This is a genomic window from Luteimonas deserti (assembly GCF_013425765.1).
GTDB classification, from domain to species: domain Bacteria; phylum Pseudomonadota; class Gammaproteobacteria; order Xanthomonadales; family Xanthomonadaceae; genus Luteimonas; species Luteimonas deserti.
Map to the genome: position 1 here is coordinate 350517 of NZ_JACCJZ010000013.1, position 13807 is coordinate 364323.

Genomic DNA, 13807 nt, shown 5'->3' on the forward strand with positions numbered 1-13807 from the left:
GCGCCTGCACATCCTCTTCCCGAGGCCGCCCGCCGCGCGTCCACCGCGCATGCCAGCTCGCCGTGTCCATATCCGCGAGCCCACATGCGTCCCACGTCCTCGTCCCTGTGCCTGGCCCTGTGCCTGGCGTCCAATGCCGTTCTCGCCGCGCCCGACAGTGCGCCCCTCGACCTCGACCGGATCGTGGTCACCGCGACCCGCACCGAGCGTGCACTCGCCGATGTGCCCGGTTCGGTCGATGTGATCGACCGCGCGCGTATGGACGCGTTGCTGGTCCGCACCCTTGACGATCTGTTCCGCTACGAGCCCGGCATCACCGTCGGCAGCAGCTTCGGACGCTTCGGAATCAGCGACATCCGCATCCGCGGCCTCGGCGGCAACCGTGTGCGGATCCAGACGGACGGCATCGCGGTGCCGGATGCGTTCGCGATCGGCAGTTTCTCGAATGCCAACCGCAATTTCGTCGACCTCGATACCCTCAAGCGGGTCGAGGTGGTGCGCGGTCCGACCAGCTCGCTGTACGGATCGGACGCGCTCGGCGGCGTGGTCGCCTTCGTGACCAGGGATCCCGGCGACTACCTCTCTGCAGGCCGCGATGCGTACTTCGGCGCCAAGTTCGGCGTCGAGGGCGCGAGCGAAGGCCTGTTCGCCGGGAGCACGGCGGCCTTCGGTGGCGCGCGCTGGTCGAGTCTCGTCACGTTGAGTCACCGCCAGGGCAAGGAGACCGAGAACAAGGGCGAGGTCGGCGGCACCGGCCCCGCGCGCACGCAACCCAATCCCCAGGCGACGCGCGGGCACAGCGTGCTCGGCAAGCTCGTGTTCGAACCCGTCGCGGCGCAACGCTTCGAGTTGGTCGTGGATGCGAACGAAGACGACGTCGAGACCGATGTGCTGACCTCCCGCGGCCTGCAGGCCCTGACCGGCGCAACCAACACCCGGGTGCTGGGCGACGACCACCAGTCGCGCGCACGCGTCGCGTTCGTGCATCACGCCGACCGGCTGGGATGGGCCCCTGCCGACAGCATCGACTGGCAGCTCTATCGCCAGGACAGCCGGACTACACAGGACAGCGTCGAGCTGCGCCTGGTGCCGTCCGCGGGCCGCATGCTCCGCGACCGGCGCGAACGCGAGTTCCGATTCGACCAGCGCAGCGTCGGGCTGCAGGCCAATGCACGCAAGGCGTTCGACACTGGCGGCGTCGGTCATGAGATCGCATACGGTATCGATGTGGTGCGGACCCGGACGACGCAGAAGCGCGACGGCCGCCGGATCGTTCCGGACACCGGCCTCGTCACCAATGTGATGCTGCCGGACGTGTTCCCGGTGCGCGATTTCCCGATCAGCGACACCACGCAGGCGGCGCTGTACGTGCAGGACGAGATCACGTTCGCGGACGGCGCCGTCAGGCTCGTGCCGGCCGTGCGCGTCGACCACTACCGGCTGGCGCCCGACGCCGATGCGATCTTCCGCGAAGACAATCCCCGCACCGAAGTCGTCGGGCTCAGCGAAACCAGCGTCTCGCCCAAGATCGGCGCCGTGTGGACCTTCACCGGGGACTGGTCGGTCCACGGGGGGTACGCCCGGGGCTTCCGCGCGCCGCCCTACAACGACGTCAATATCGGCTTCACCAATGTCCAGTTCGGCTATACCGCGATCCCGAATCCGGATCTGACGTCCGAGACCAGCGACGGCCTCGAGCTGGGCCTGCGCTACGCCGGCAAGCGCGCCTATGCGAGTCTCGGCGGCTATTACACCGAATACGACGACTTCATCGAATCCACGCGGTTCGTCGGCATCGATCCGCTGACCGGCCTGATGCTTTACCAGTCGCAGAACGTCGAGGACGCACGGATTCGCGGGATCGAGTTCAAGGGCGGCGCGTCCCTGGACGCTATCGCACCGATACTCGCCGGCTGGTCGCTGCGCGGCGCGGCGGCCTGGTCGCGCGGCGAGAACCGTGCGAGTGGCGAGGCGCTCGAGAGCATCGACCCGTTGACCGCGACGCTGGGTGTCGCTTTCGAGCGCGCGCGCTGGGGCGCGGAACTCGCGGGACGGTTCGCGGGACGCCGCGACCGGCTGCCGGACTCGTCGGCCGGCGCCTCCTTCGAAAGTCCGGGCTACGCCCTGCTCGATCTGTACGCGCACTGGGCGTTCGCGCCCGGGACGCGGCTCGACGCCGGGGTGTTCAACCTTGCCGATCGCAAGGTCTGGCGTGCCGGTGCGGTGCCCCTGATCGCGGCCGGCAGTGCGACCCGCGACCGCTACACCGCCCCCGGCCGCAACGTCTCGCTGAGCCTCGCGATCGATTTCTGATCGGACCGCGCGACCGGCCGCCAGCCACCCCCGTCGACCATCTCCAGCGGAGCTCCTGACATGACGCGTTCCACCTGCCTGCGCACGTGCGCGCTTGCGCTCTCCATCCTTGTCGCGTCCGCGGGCGCGTTCGCATCCGGCCCGTCCGAGGCCGACCGCGCGGCGATCCTGTCCATGCAGGGCGAATACGCGGTGCGCTTCCTGTTCGACGAGACCGTTGCGCTGGCGCCCGGCTACACGCGGCGCGATCCCAAGCGCAGTGGCGGCGACGAGGTGGTGATCGTGGTCGAGGACACGTCGAGCCGGATCGTGCTCCAGCACCTGCTGCTCGACGTGAAGAGCGGCCACGTGACCAAGCACTGGCGACAGGATTGGGAGTACGAGGCTGCGCAACGCTGGGAGTTCGTGGCCGACCAGACCTGGCGCCTGCGTCCGGTACCGGCGGCCCTCGTGGAGGGCGGCTGGACCCAGTGCGTCTACGAGGTGAGCGACGCGCCGCGCTATTGCGGCACGGGGCGCTGGATCCATGCCGACGACACGTCCACCTGGACGTCCGACGCCGGCTGGCGGCCGCTGCCGCGTCGCGAGTACACGGTGCGCGAGGACTACAACGCGCTCGCCGCGGTCAACCGCCACACCATCGTGCCGGGCGGTTGGACGCATGAGCAGGACAACCGCAAGGACATCCGCGACGCCTCGGGTGCGGTGACCGCGAGCCTGGTCCGCGAGACCGGCTTCAACGACTACGTCAGGACCGACGCGATCGACTTCTCGCCGGCCCGCGACTACTGGGCGGCGACCGCGGACTACTGGGCCCGCGTGCGCGCGCGATGGTCCACCCGCCTGGCCCAACCGGCCGGCCTGCGCCTGAAGACCCCGATCGACGGCATGGCCGTCATCGTGCCGCTGTTCACCCAGGCGCAGACGGTACGTGACGGGGGGGAGGTCAGCGACGCCGAGATCGACGCGGTGTTCGCCGAATGGGTGGTGCCGGCGCGCGACTGATCGCCCGGTGCGTGCGCAGCGGGCAGCACGGCCGCTGCATGGGCCGCGCGGGGCGGCCGTGCCCACGCCATGACGCATGCACCCCACCGCCTATACTCCGGGCAGCGGCATCGGCCGTGCAAACCAGGGAGTGTGAGATGGGGACCGGACTGTTTCTCGCCATGGTGCTGGCTGTCGCCGGCATCATCGTGCTGTTCAAGACCGTGCGCATGGTGCCGCAGGGCTTCGAGTGGACCGTCGAGCGTTTCGGCAAGTACACCCACTCGATGACACCGGGTCTGCACTTCCTGATCCCGATCGTCTACGGCGTCGGGCGCAAGATCAACATGATGGAGCAGGTGCTCGATGTCCCGAGCCAGGACGTCATCACCCGCGACAACGCGGTGGTACGCGTCGACGGCGTGGTGTTCTTCCAGGTGCTCGACGCCGCCAAGGCGGCATATGAAGTCTCCAACCTCGAGATCGCCACGATCGCGCTGGTGCAGACCAACATCCGCACCGTGATCGGCTCGATGGACCTCGACGAGTCGCTGAGCAACCGCGAGACCATCAATGCCCAGCTGCTCAACGTCGTCGACCAGGCCACCAACCCCTGGGGCATCAAGGTCACGCGTATCGAGATCCGCGACATCCAGCCTCCGCGTGACCTCATCGACTCGATGGCCCGGCAGATGAAGGCCGAGCGCGAGCGCCGCGCGGTGATCCTGGAAGCGGAAGGCCATCGCCAGTCGGCGATCCTGCGCGCCGAAGGCGAGAAGCAGGGCGCGATCCTCGAGGCCGAAGGCCAGAAGGAAGCCGCGTTCCGCGAAGCCGAGGCACGCGAGCGTCTGGCCGAAGCCGAAGCGCGGGCCACTGAGATGGTGTCCAACGCGATCGCCAAGGGCGACGTACAGGCGATCAACTACTTCGTCGCGCAGAAGTATGTCGAGGCGTTCAGGGAACTGGCGACCGCGCCCAACCAGAAGTTCGTGCTGATGCCGATGGAGACCAGCGGGATCATCGGCTCGATCGCCGGCATCGGCGAGCTCGCGCGCGAGGCGCTGAGCAGCCAGAAGTCGGCGCCGGCGCGTCCGGTGCCGCCGCCTCCGCCGTCGCGCGCGGGCCTCTGAGATGGACTGGCTGCGCTGGGATGTCGTGGGCTGGGGCGCGCTCGCGCTGCTGCTGATGGCGGCCGAGACGCTGGTGCCCGGCGCGTTCCTGCTGTGGATGGGCTTCGCGGCCGCCGCGGTGTTCCTGATCGTACTGGTCGCACCCGGCCTGAGCATCCTGGTCCAGGTCACGCTGTTCGTCGTGCTGAGCTTCGTGGCGATCCTGGTCTACCGGCGCTGGTTCCGTGGACGCGAGCGGCAGAGCGACCACCCGTCGCTCAACCGGCGCGCGGCGCAGCACGTCGGCCGTGTCGTGCCGCTGGAGCAGGCCATCGTGGCTGGCCGGGGCCGGGTGAAGATCGGTGACGCGTTCTGGGTGGTCGAGGGCCCGGATCTCGCGGCGGGGACGCCCGTGCGCATCGTCGGCACCGATGGCGTCAACCTGCATATCGAGGTGGTCTGACGCCACGCGTCGCGCACACCCGCGGCTCGGCACGCCCCGCCGGGACCTGAGGTCCGCGTGCGGCGGGGTCGAACTGCGATAATCCCGGCTTTCCGCAGAGAGCCGGCTGTCATGACCCAGAAGACCATCCTCAATGCCTCGCACCGCGCGCTCGGCGCGCGCATGGTCGATTTCGGCGGGTGGGACATGCCGCTCGCCTATGGCTCCCAGATCGAGGAGCACCACCATGTACGCCGCGATGCCGGCATGTTCGACGTCAGCCACATGACCGTGGTCGATCTCGAGGGCGCGGGCACGCGCGACTTCCTGCGCAAGCTGCTGGCCAACTCGGTCGACAAGCTCAAGGCGCCTGGCAAGGCGCTCTACAGCTGCATGCTGACGCCCGAAGGCGGCGTGATCGACGATCTGATCGTCTACTTCATCGAAGGCGACCGCTTCCGTCTGGTGGTCAATGCCGCCACGCGCGACAAGGACCTCGCGTGGATCCAGGCCCAGGCCGCGGCCTTCGACGTCGGTGTCACCGAGCGCCCCGAGCTCGCGCTGATTGCGGTGCAGGGCCCGCAGGCCCGTGCCCGGGTCGGGGTGTTGCTGGGCGAGACGCACGCGGCGGCCGTCGCGGCACTCGGCCGCTTCGCCGCCGTCACGCTGGACGCCACGCCGTTCGGCGACCTGTTCGTCGCGCGTACCGGCTACACGGGCGAGGACGGGTTCGAGATCGCCGTCGATGGCGCCGGGGCGGTCGCCCTGTGGGATGCGTTGCGCGCAGCGGGTGTGGCGCCGGCGGGTCTGGGCGCACGCGACACGCTCCGGCTCGAAGCCGGACTGGCGCTCTATGGCCAGGACATGGACGAAACGGTGTCGCCCTACGAAGCAGGTCTCGGCTGGACGGTCGCGCTCGACGACGGGCGCGACTTCAATGGTCGCGGCACGCTCGAGCGGCACGCGGTCGCCGCCCCGCGGCAGATGATCGGGCTGGTCATGGACGACAAGGGCGTACTGCGGCATGGGCAGGTGGTGGCGACCGCCAACGGGGAGGGCGAGATCCTCTCGGGTACGTTCTCGCCGACCATCGGCAAGTCGATCGCGTTCGCGCGCGTGCCGGCCGGCGAGACCGGCGACGTGACGGTGGACATCCGTGGCCGGCAGGTGCCGTTGCGCGTGGTCGCCTTTCCCTTCGTGCGCAAGGGCCGCCCCGCCGACGGCATCTGATGCGCGCCCCGCACGTTCGTCGCTACACTAGCGTCCACTTCCCAACGCACCCGTTTCCCGGAGCCGACCATGAGTGAAATCCCTGGCGACCTGAAGTTCCAGAACTCCCACGAGTGGGTCCGCATCGAAGGCGATGGCAAGGTCACCGTCGGCATTTCCGACCACGCCCAGGCATTGCTCGGCGATCTCGTCTATGTCGAGCTGCCGCAGGTGGGAGACAGCGTCACGGTCGGCAACGGTGTGGCCGTGGTGGAGTCGGTCAAGGCGGCGTCGGACGTCTACGCGCCTGTCTCGGGCACGATCACCGCGGTCAACGCCGCACTGGCGGACAAGCCCGAGACCATCAACGAGGACGCCTACGGCGAGGGCTGGATGTTCGTCATCGAGCTCGACGAACCCGAACAGCTCAACGAGCTGCTGGTGCCGGACGACTACGCCGAACTGCTCGAGGGCGAAGAAGACTGATCCTGCGAGGGATCACCCCGGCAAGACGACGCGCCTCGCAGGAGGCGCGTTTTTTTTGGGGGTCGCCCGGGCGTCACGCACTGCAGCTCCGACGATCGCGTCGGGCGCTCGTCGCTCGAGATGCGCGTCGTCTCCGGGGCGGCGCGCATCGCTCGAAGCTCGCGCAGTTTCGCGCAAACGCATCGTGCAGGTGCGCAAACCGCGCCGCGGCCGTGACGTGGCGTTGACGCTCGACGCGCCGGTACGACGTCGCGCACCACATCACGCTCGCATGCATGCGGCCCAGGTTCCGGGCGCAGTGGTTCGAAACTGCCGCGAGCGATTCGCCTTGTTTTATGCGGTTTGCGCAACGTCCGCGATTCGCAGTCGAGTCGTCGGCGGTGCGCGCGCGCGCGCGCGTCAGCCCGCACGGACCGCGCCGGTCGTCGTCACGTCGGACGCACACCACAAAAAAAATGCGACGACCTGTTGACAGTGGAAATAAGCGTGATTAGGTTTCGCGGCAATAGACGCCTGCCATAAAACGAGTGAGTCGAGCCACGACAACAACGCGCAGCACACCCCGGGACTCCGCCAGCGACAGCACAGGGTGGATGCGGGCAGGGTCACCGCCGAAGAACACCGAACCATCGAATGTCGACATCCGCGCCCGGTTCACGGCGCGGATGTTTTCGTATCACAGGGATCCCGTCGTGCATCCGACGGTCCTCGCACCGAATCCGTTCCGATGCGCGATGCGCGTCGGCGGTTGCACGCGGGTCCGACTCCCGCGCGCCGCTTGAGAACTGGGCCGCTGTACATGCAAGTCCACTGACGAGGAGAGCCATTCCATGGCCACGAAGAAAGCTGCAAAGAAAGCCCCCGCCAAAAAGGCGACGAAGAAGGCCGCGAAGAAGTCCACTGCCAAGAAGGCCGTGAGCCGCGTCAAGAAGGCCGCGAAGAAGGTCGCCAAGAAGGTCGCGAAGGCGACCAAGCGTCCGACCAAGAAGGCTGCAACGAAGAAGACCGCCAAGAAGACCGCAGCGAAGAAGACCACCAAGAAGGCCGCTGGCAAGAAGACCGCCAAGAAGACGGCGAAGAAGGCTGCGACCAAGAAGACCGCGAAGAAGTCCGCGACCAAGAAGGCCGCCAAGAAGTCGGCGACCAAGAAGACCGCGAAGAAGTCGGCGACCAAGAAGACCGCCAAGAAGTCCGCGACCAAGAAGGCCGCCAAGAAGCCGGCTGCCAAGAAGACCGCGAAGAAGGCCGCCACCAAGAAGGCGCCGACCCGGCGCGCAAAGAAGGCCGCAACGCCGGTCGTGATTCCCACGACCCCGACGCCGCTGATCTGATCCTCGCAGCAACGCAATACCGAACGCTCTTCCTCCGCGTGCCCAGGCGGAGGAGGAGCTTTTTTTTGTTGGGCGGTGCCGGGCGGTCAGCCCGGACGCGTCATTCCGGCGTGGCGTCGGCGCGGTTCGACAGGCTGCCGCCCTCGAACGCGGCCGGGCTCTGCGGCTGGCCGCGACGCGCGTGCAGCAGCTCGATGTTGGGGTCGACGTCGAGCCAGCGCTGGGGCGGCAGGCCGATCGCGCGGTCGAGGATCGTGGGCATCAGGCCCGACGGCAGGCCGCTCTCGCTGTTCCACAGCACCACAATGCCGAGATCGCGTTCGGGCATCATCGCCATCAGGCCGCGATAGCCCTGCACGGCGCCGCCGTGGAAGACCACGCGATGCCCGGAATAATCGAATACGCGCCAGCCCAGGCCGTATCCGGCGGCATCGAGGCGGTCGCGCCGCCACGACGAGTTTCGCATCTCCGGCGGTGTGCCGACGATCGGCGACTGCAGTGTGGCGAGCAGCGGTGCGGGCAACACGTCGGGCCGGTGTCCGGTCTGCGCGATCATCCACTGCGCCATGTCCTGGATGCTGGCGTTGACGCCGGCGGCCGGCGCCAGCCGGTAGTACGTGGGCTTGGGCGTCAGCGAAGTCCAGCCGCCACCGGCGCGCACGTGCGGCTTGGCCCAACGGGCACTGGCCTGGATCCCGTCGAGCCCGTAACTGGCGTCGTTCATGCCCAGCGGTTTGAAGATGCGCCGTGAGACCGCCTCGCTGAAGAACTGCCCGGAGGTGGCGAAGACCACGTCGCCGATCAGGCTGAAGGCCACGTTCTGGTAAGCGTAGCAATTGCCCGGCTGGCAGGTCATGGGCGCCGACGACAGGCGCTGGACCAGGTCGTGGTAGTCGGCGTTGCGTTCGATGTCGCGATCGTAGGTGTTGCGGCCCAGGCCGACGCGATGGCTCAGCACGTCGGCAACGGTCAGGCGCTGGGCAGCGAGGGGATCGGAGAGACGCAGCGACGGCATGTAGTCGACGATGTGGCTGTCCCAGCGCAGCGCCCCCTCGGACACCAGCATGCCGGTGATGGTGCCGGCGAAAGGCTTGGAGAGTGACGCGAGACGGAAGACGGTATGCGCGTCGACCGGTTCGGCGGCGCGGACGTCGGTGATGCCGTATCCGCGCGCGCTGAGGATGCGGCCCTGATGGACGATGGCCATCGCCAGACCCGGCACACGCTGGTTGGCCACCAGGTCCTGCGCCATCGCTTCGAACAGCTGGACATCGAACCCGTTGGCGAGCGGCCGCGGCTGCTTGACCGGCATCAGCGGCTGCGGCTTCACCGCGTCCTCGCGGCTGACCACGGCGGGCTGCTCGCTCAGCGGCACGACCCCGTGCAGGTCGACCGGCGTCTCAAACTCGTCTCCCTCGGCGGGCGCCGTCGGGCTCTGCGCCGCCGAACCGAGCGCGGCGGGAAGCAGCAATCCGATCAGGCCAAGCCGGGCGAGATGCCGGCGCGTCGCATGTCGGCTTTTCATCGGGCCTGCCCCCTGCGTATGCTCTGGCGGATGGGGGCGATGATAGCGCCTGATTTCCTGTTTGCATGAACAAGGGGAGGTTTGATGGGTAGCTTTCTGATCCTGCTGGTTTTTCTTGGTATCGCGATTGCACTCGCGCTGTGGGCCGTCGGTATCTACAACGGTCTGGTCACGGCCCGTAACGCCTACAAGAACGCCTTCGCCCAGATCGACGTGCAGCTGCAGCGGCGCTTCGACCTGATCCCCAATCTGGTCGAAACCGTGCGCGGTTACATGACCCACGAGCGCGAAACGCTCGAGGCCGTCACCCAAGCCCGCAACATGGCCCAGGCCGGCCTGTCCGCGGCCAAGGCCGATCCGGGCGATCCGGCGGCGATGGCCCAGCTCGCGCAATCGCAGGGCATGCTCAACAACGCGCTCGGCCGGCTGCTCGCGGTGTCGGAGGCGTATCCCGACCTCAAGGCCAGCCAGAACATGATGCAGCTGACCGAGGAGCTGACCAGCACCGAAAACAAGGTGGCGTTCGCGCGTCAGGCCTACAACGATTCGGTGATGGCCTACAACAACCGGCGCGAAGTGTTTCCCTCGAGCGTGGTCGCGGGCATGTTCAACTTCAAGGAAGCCGCGCTGCTCGACATTCCGGCCGATCGCGCCGAAGTGCGTGAAGCGCCGAAGGTGAGCTTCTGACCGCGGCGATCGTGATCCGCCCATGCTGAGCCACCGGCAGGTCACGAAGGCGGACGGTCCCCACGGGACGTCCGCCCGTCACCGTCATCGCCCGCGGATGGATCGCGCATGAACTTTTTCGAACGACAGGCGCAAGCGCGCCGGGCCAGCACCCGGCTCGTGGTGCTGTTCGCGCTGGCGGTGCTCGCGATCGTCATCGCGGTGAACCTGATGGTGCTGCTGGTGGTCGGGCCGCAACCCGGCCCACTGGCGGCGACCACGCTGGTGACGCTGGCCGTGATCGGCCTCGGATCGCTGTTCCGTATCGCCTCCCTCGGCAGCGGCGGCGAGCAGGTCGCGCAGCAGCTTGGCGGCGTGCCGGTGCCCGAGGACACCACCGATCCACGCCTGCGTCGCCTGCGCAATGTGGTCGAGGAAATGGCGATCGCGTCCGGCGTGCCCGTGCCGCGCATCTACGTGCTCGAGCACGAAAGCGCGATCAATGCATTCGCGGCTGGGTATTCGACGTCGGACGCGGTCGTGGCGGTGACCCGCGGCACTCTCGAGCGGCTCAATCGCGACGAGTTGCAGGGCGTGGTCGCACACGAGTTCAGCCACATCCTCAATGGCGACATGCGTCTGAACATCCGCCTCGTCGGCGTGCTGTTCGGCATCCTGATGATCGGCATTATCGGCCGGAAGATCCTCTGGCACGGACGCGGCGTCCGCGGGAGCGGCGCGCTTGCGGTGTTCGGCCTGGCGTTGGTGGCTATCGTGGTCGGCAGCCTCGGGGTGTTTTTCGGACGCATGATCAAGGCCGGTGTCAGCCGTAGCCGCGAAGTGCTGGCCGATGCCTCGGCGGTGCAGTTCACCCGCCAGACCCAGGGCATCGCCGGAGCCTTGAAGAAGATCGGCGGTCTGGAAACAGGATCGCGCCTGGCACGGCGCGAAGACGCGGAAGAGGTTGCGCACATGCTGTTCGGCGACGGCATGGGCCTGAGCGGCCTGTTCGCGACGCATCCACCGCTGCTGCAGCGCATCCAGGCGCTCGAACCGGGCTTCCGGCCTGAGCAGCTCTCCCGCCTGCAGGCGCAGTGGCTGGCGTCGCCGCCGGATGGGTTGCAGGAGGACGTGGCGATGGGGCTGGTCCCGCCCGGCGAGGCCCTGCCGCCGGCCGCGGGCGCCTTGTCGCTGACGCCGCAGATGGTGGCCGCGCAGGTCGCCCGGCCGCACGACGACGACTACGACCGGGCCCACGCCTTGGTGACGTCGGTCAGCCAGACCTTGCACGACGTCGCCACCCACCGCGACGCAGCCATGCCGCTGCTGCTCGGTCTGCTGCTCGATGCCGAGGCCGGCGTGCGCGGCAAGCAGCGTACCGAAATCGTCGCCCGCCTCGGCGCGGCGGTGGCGACCGAGGCCGAGCATCTGCGCCAGACCCATCTCCTCGATCTGCATCCGATGCTTCGATTGCCGCTCGCGGCGATGGCGTTTCCGGTGCTGCGGCGCCGGCCCCGTCCGGAGATCGGCGCATTTCTCGATACGGTGCATGCGATGGTGCATGCCGACGACCACGTTTCGTTGTTCGAGTACTGCCTCGGGCGCCTGCTCGAAGTGCAGCTGCGCGAAGCGCTCGACCCCGCGCGCCACGCCCGTTTCGGCCGGCGCAAGCCCGGCAACGTGGTCCAGGAATTCGCCACCCTGCTGTCGGTGGTGGCGCACTGCGGAAACCCGGGCGATCGCGCCGCGGCGCAGCGGGCCTATCTGGCGGGCATGCAGCGCGTGCTGCCTCGCGACCACGTGCCGTACGCGCCGCCCGCGCGCGGCGTCCTGGCGCTCGATGACGTGTGGGAGCCGCTCGACGCACTGGACCCGCTGGCCAAGCAGGTGATGGTGGAAGCGATCACGGCCGCGGTGAGCCACGACGGCCGGGTCAGCGTGGCCGAATCGGAACTCCTGCGGACGATCTGCGGTGTGCTGCATTGTCCGCTTCCGCCCACGCTCGAGCAGGTACCGCGCTGAGGCCCGGCATCCGGGCCCGCGGCCTCATGTCTCTGCGCGGATCATCTGCGCGGCGTGCTCGGCGATCATCATCACCGGTGCGTTCGTATTGCCGCCCGGCAGGGTCGGCATCACCGATGCGTCGATCACCCGCAGGCCGTGCACGCCGCGCACCCGCAGCTTCGGGTCGACGACCGCGGCATCGTCGCGGCCCATGCGGCAGCTGCCCACCGGGTGGTACACCGATTCCGCCCTGGCGCGGATGAACGCGGCGAGGGCAGCGTCGGTCAGGTCCCGTCTCGCGGGAAACACCGGCGCGCCGCGCACGCTGTCGAACGCCGGTTGCGCCAGGATGTCGCGCGAGATGCGTGCGCACTCCACCATCGTCCGGAGATCGAAGCCGGCCGCGTCGCGGAGATAGCCGGCATCGATCAGAGGAGGATCCTCCGGCCGGTCGCTGGCCAGCCGGATCCGTCCACGGCTGTGTGGACGCAACATGCAGGCATGCAGGGTATAGCCGTCGCCGGGCAGTCGCGTGCGCCCGTGATCGTCCAGCAGGGCGGGAACGAAGTGCAGCTGGATGTCCGCCCGTGCATCCGGTGCCAGGTGCGAGCGAACGAAACCGCCGGCTTCGGCGATGTTGCTGGTGCCGGGGCCGCGACGGCCGCGGAGGTAGTAATCGAACGCGATGCCGGCATCGCTCAGGCGGTCGTAGCTGATGCGTTGCGTGGACCGTTCGAGCGTGCAGATGTCGAGATGGTCCTGCAGATCGGCACCCACCCCGGGCGCATCGTGGACCACGTGGATGCCGAGCGCGCGCAGGGCGTCGGCGGGTCCGATGCCCGACAGCATCAGCAACTGCGGCGAGTTGATCGCGCCACCGCAGAGCAGCACCTCGCGGCGCGCGCGCCGGTGGACCGGACCACGCCTGGTCGCGCAGGCGACGCCGACCGCGCGGCCGTGCTCGAGCAGGACCCGTGCAGCGAGCACGCCGGTCTGGATGACGAGGTTGGGCCGTGCACGCGTTGCGGCATCGAGGTAAGCCGCCGCGGCGGAGCACCGGGCGCCCGCCCGCTGCGTCACCTGGTACAGGCCCACCCCGAGCTGACGCTCGCCGTTGAAGTCCGGATTGCGTGCAAGCCCCGCCTGCGCGCCCGCTTCGACGAACATATGCGAGAGCGGATTGACGTGGCGAAGATCGTCGACGCCCAGTGGACCCGCCCCGCCATGCAGGGCGTCCGCCCCGCGAACGTTGCCTTCGCACCGGATGAAAGCGGGCAGCACGGAGGCCCAGTCCCAGCCGTCGGCGCCGAGCGCGGCCCACTCGTCGTAATCCGCCGGCACGCCGCGGATGTAGCACATCGCATTGATCGAGCTGGATCCGCCGAGCACGCGACCGCGCGGCCACCACAGACGCCGCCCGTCCAGTCCTGCCTGCGGCGTGGTGGTGTAGTTCCAGTTGATGCGGGTGTTGCCGACCAGTTTGGCCAGTCCGGCCGGCATGCGGATGAAGGGATGCCAATCGCGCGGCCCGGCTTCCAGCAGCAGCACCCGCACATCGGGATCGGTGCTCAGCCGGTGCGCCAGCACGCAGCCTGCGGAGCCGGCGCCGACGATCACGTAGTCGTATTCGGGCTCGGATGGACGGGGCATGTGCAGGCGGGGGTGGTCGGCGATGTCGCAGCATAGGACGCCGTCGCCGTCGCCGTCGCCGTCGCCGCTGGCGGTCGTCACGTGGCTG

Annotated in this window: 11 protein-coding genes; 9 read left to right on the forward strand and 2 right to left on the reverse strand. The window is 68.6% G+C overall.

The genetic code is table 11. The features are described from left to right. Window positions 1-84: 84 nt before the first annotated feature. The 7 genes from H0E82_RS06840 to H0E82_RS17065 all read left to right on the forward strand — a co-directional run bounded on the left by H0E82_RS06840 (window position 85) and on the right by H0E82_RS17065 (window position 7874). Window positions 85-2313: a TonB-dependent hemoglobin/transferrin/lactoferrin family receptor gene (locus tag H0E82_RS06840; RefSeq protein WP_235974202.1), complete on the forward strand. Its 2229-nt coding sequence runs from the start codon at window positions 85-87 to the stop codon at window positions 2311-2313. 60 nt (window positions 2314-2373) lie between these two features. Continuing rightward, window positions 2374-3318, forward strand: coding sequence for a DUF6607 family protein (locus tag H0E82_RS06845; RefSeq protein ID WP_180544696.1), 945 nt, complete (start codon window positions 2374-2376; stop codon window positions 3316-3318). 137 nt (window positions 3319-3455) lie between these two features. Then, window positions 3456-4427, forward strand: a complete 972-nt coding sequence (locus tag H0E82_RS06850; protein WP_180544697.1) for an SPFH domain-containing protein — start codon at window positions 3456-3458, stop codon at window positions 4425-4427. Between the two features lie 10 nt (window positions 4428-4437). Then, the gene (locus H0E82_RS06855) at window positions 4438-4869 is read left to right on the forward strand and encodes an NfeD family protein (RefSeq protein ID WP_180544809.1); all 432 of its coding nucleotides are present in this window, start codon (window positions 4438-4440) and stop codon (window positions 4867-4869) included. A 111-nt stretch (window positions 4870-4980) separates the two neighbouring features. Next, the gene (gene gcvT, locus H0E82_RS06860; protein WP_180544698.1) at window positions 4981-6078 is read left to right on the forward strand and encodes a glycine cleavage system aminomethyltransferase GcvT; all 1098 of its coding nucleotides are present in this window, start codon (window positions 4981-4983) and stop codon (window positions 6076-6078) included. A gap of 69 nt (window positions 6079-6147) precedes the next feature. After that, window positions 6148-6543 (forward strand): glycine cleavage system protein GcvH, encoded by a 396-nt coding sequence (gcvH, locus tag H0E82_RS06865; RefSeq protein WP_180544699.1) that lies wholly within the window; start codon window positions 6148-6150, stop codon window positions 6541-6543. A gap of 830 nt (window positions 6544-7373) precedes the next feature. After that, window positions 7374-7874 (forward strand): hypothetical protein, encoded by a 501-nt coding sequence (locus tag H0E82_RS17065; protein WP_180544700.1) that lies wholly within the window; start codon window positions 7374-7376, stop codon window positions 7872-7874. Between the two features lie 100 nt (window positions 7875-7974). On the opposite strand, the gene H0E82_RS06875 is transcribed toward H0E82_RS17065, so the two are convergent. Then, the gene (locus H0E82_RS06875; RefSeq protein WP_180544701.1) at window positions 7975-9399 is read right to left on the reverse strand and encodes a serine hydrolase domain-containing protein; all 1425 of its coding nucleotides are present in this window, start codon (window positions 9397-9399) and stop codon (window positions 7975-7977) included. A gap of 96 nt (window positions 9400-9495) precedes the next feature. Here H0E82_RS06875 and H0E82_RS06880 point away from each other — a divergent pair, with 96 nt between their 5' ends. Together H0E82_RS06880 and H0E82_RS06885 are read left to right on the forward strand one after the other, a co-directional pair. Next, window positions 9496-10086: a LemA family protein gene (locus H0E82_RS06880; RefSeq protein WP_219338452.1), complete on the forward strand. Its 591-nt coding sequence runs from the start codon at window positions 9496-9498 to the stop codon at window positions 10084-10086. Window positions 10087-10194: 108 nt separating this feature from the next. Continuing rightward, the gene (locus H0E82_RS06885; protein ID WP_180544703.1) at window positions 10195-12087 is read left to right on the forward strand and encodes a M48 family metallopeptidase; all 1893 of its coding nucleotides are present in this window, start codon (window positions 10195-10197) and stop codon (window positions 12085-12087) included. A gap of 24 nt (window positions 12088-12111) precedes the next feature. On the opposite strand, the gene H0E82_RS06890 is transcribed toward H0E82_RS06885, so the two are convergent. Beyond that, window positions 12112-13719 carry a GMC family oxidoreductase gene (locus tag H0E82_RS06890; RefSeq protein WP_180544810.1) on the reverse strand — a complete coding sequence of 536 codons (1608 nt, stop codon included), beginning with the start codon at window positions 13717-13719 and terminating at the stop codon, window positions 12112-12114. Window positions 13720-13807 lie beyond the last annotated feature (88 nt).